The 273-nt window shown below is 56.4% G+C and carries 1 protein-coding gene; it reads right to left on the bottom strand.

Going from position 1 to position 273, the window contains the following annotated elements; genetic code table 11:
* On the bottom strand, positions 1-236 hold a 236-nt coding region (locus tag ABG80_RS22975), incomplete at its 3' end, for a protein rep (RefSeq protein ID WP_268761002.1).
* Between the last annotated feature and the right edge of the window lie 37 nt (positions 237-273).

Raw genomic sequence — 273 nt, forward strand, 5'->3', positions numbered from 1 at the left:
CGTTGCCGGCGTTTCCATAGCTCGCGCTGGGCTCTATGAAGGTGCTTAAAGCGTTCAGCCAGGTCATCACCGTTCTTCACCGTCAAAGTCACCAAAAAAGGCCTCAGAGCCGTTTTCTCGGCTCGGATGACCTCCCCCCTATCCAAGTAGGCTTTCATCGACTTAGCGCCCCGTCTAATGGCACACAGAGGGCAAAGCAGGTGCTTCATGCAGAAGCTGGCCGCATGCAGCCTCACAGCGTCGATGGTGAAGTAGTGCCGGAACAGCAGGTAG

Origin of the sequence: Aquabacterium parvum (assembly GCF_001447195.1) — a bacterium.
Lineage (GTDB): Bacteria > Pseudomonadota > Gammaproteobacteria > Burkholderiales > Burkholderiaceae_C > Aquabacterium > Aquabacterium parvum.